Source organism: Oscillibacter sp., assembly GCF_032060045.1.
Taxonomy (GTDB): Bacteria; Bacillota; Clostridia; order Oscillospirales; family Oscillospiraceae; genus Oscillibacter.
Map to the genome: position 1 here is coordinate 75,217 of NZ_DAMBZJ010000008.1, position 1,446 is coordinate 76,662.

The following is a 1,446-nucleotide window of genomic DNA, read 5'->3' on the forward strand; positions in this document are numbered from 1 at the left end:
CTGGCGCACCTTGCGGTAATCGTCCACAAAGCCAATCAATCCAAACACCAGCGCAAACAGATAGACGTACAGATGGACGAATTCACCCGCCAGCATCTGCCGCCAGCCCAAGCCCACCACCGTCACTCCCGTGCCGATGATGAACATGATACCGCCCATGGTGGGCGTTCCGGCCTTCCCTGCGTGCCATTTGGGGCCGTCCTCCCGAATCTCCTGCCCGGCTTTCAGCTTCCGCAGCTCCGGAATCAGAAATTTTCCGATTATAAGCGTTAGAAAAAAGCTTACCGGCGCCGCCAGAAAATTTGCAATATCCATGTACCTTCCCTTTACCCGGTGGAGCCGGGTCCTTCCCTCATGCAGTCTCCGTATTAAACGCGGCCATTCTCCGCAAGGCGGAGGAGCTGTCCTTCAAGCAGGACGCGCGCCCTGTTCCGGGCGCTTCAGCGCGCCCCTCCCAGATGCTCCGCCACAATCTCCCGTTCGTCCATATGGCGCTTTTCGTGGTTCACTTCCTGATACGTCTCGTGCCCCTTGCCACACAAAACGATCACATCGTCTTCCTTGGCGTTGTCCATGGCGAAGCGGATTGCCTCCACCCGGTCCTCCACCACGGCATAGCCTGTCGGCGTCCCTTCCATCCCAACGAGAATCTCGTCGATGATGACGGCGGGCTTCTCCGTGCGGGGATTGTCGGAAGTCACAATCACATAGTCCGCAATCTCCGCCGCAATTTTTCCCATTTGGGGGCGCTTCGTCCGGTCCCGGTCCCCTCCACAGCCAAACACCGCTATAGTGCGTCCTTTGGCAAAGCCCTTCACGGCGGTCAGCACATTTTTAAGACCGTCGGGGCTGTGTGCGTAGTCAATCAGAACCGTATAGTCCCGTCCCGGTGTGGGGACCACCTCCACCCGGCCCTTTACATGGGGAACCCGGCGCAGAGCCTCGGCGCTCTTTTCAAGGGGGATGCCCAACTTCAGCGCTGCCGCTAATACATCCAGCGTATTATATACCATAAATTCACCGGGAATGCCAACCCAAATTTTAACACATTCCGTTTTTGTCACGGCGGTGAAAGCCACGTGGTCGGCTCCCAGCTCAATTTCTTGGGCCTGCAGGTCGGCCCCTGCTTCCACCGCGTAGGAATATTTTTCGCAGGTTGCTCTTTGCAGCAGCCGCCCGGACCACGGATCATCGGCATTGTAAACGCCCACGCCGCAATTTTGGAAGAGAATGGATTTTGCGTCGCAATAATCCTCCATGGTCCCATGGAAATCCAGATGATCCTGGGTCAAGTTGGTAAACACACCCACGTCGTACTGGATTCCATAAACCCGGCCCTCATACAACGCGTGGGACGACGTTTCCATCACCACATGGGTGCAGCCAGCATCCAGCATTTGGCGAAACAGGCTGTGAAGCTCAAAGCTCTCCGGCGTAGTGCGCTCT

The 1,446-nt window shown here is 56.9% G+C and carries 1 protein-coding gene and 1 pseudogene; both read right to left on the minus strand.

Annotated elements, in window-relative coordinates; translation table 11 throughout:
- Positions 1–315: pseudogene (locus RT018_RS05080) on the minus strand (phospho-N-acetylmuramoyl-pentapeptide-transferase); the annotation flags it as partial.
- Positions 316–440: 125 nt separating this feature from the next.
- A partial coding sequence (locus RT018_RS05085; RefSeq protein ID WP_312939853.1) for a UDP-N-acetylmuramoyl-L-alanyl-D-glutamate--2,6-diaminopimelate ligase occupies positions 441–1,446 on the minus strand: 1,006 nt, incomplete at its 5' end.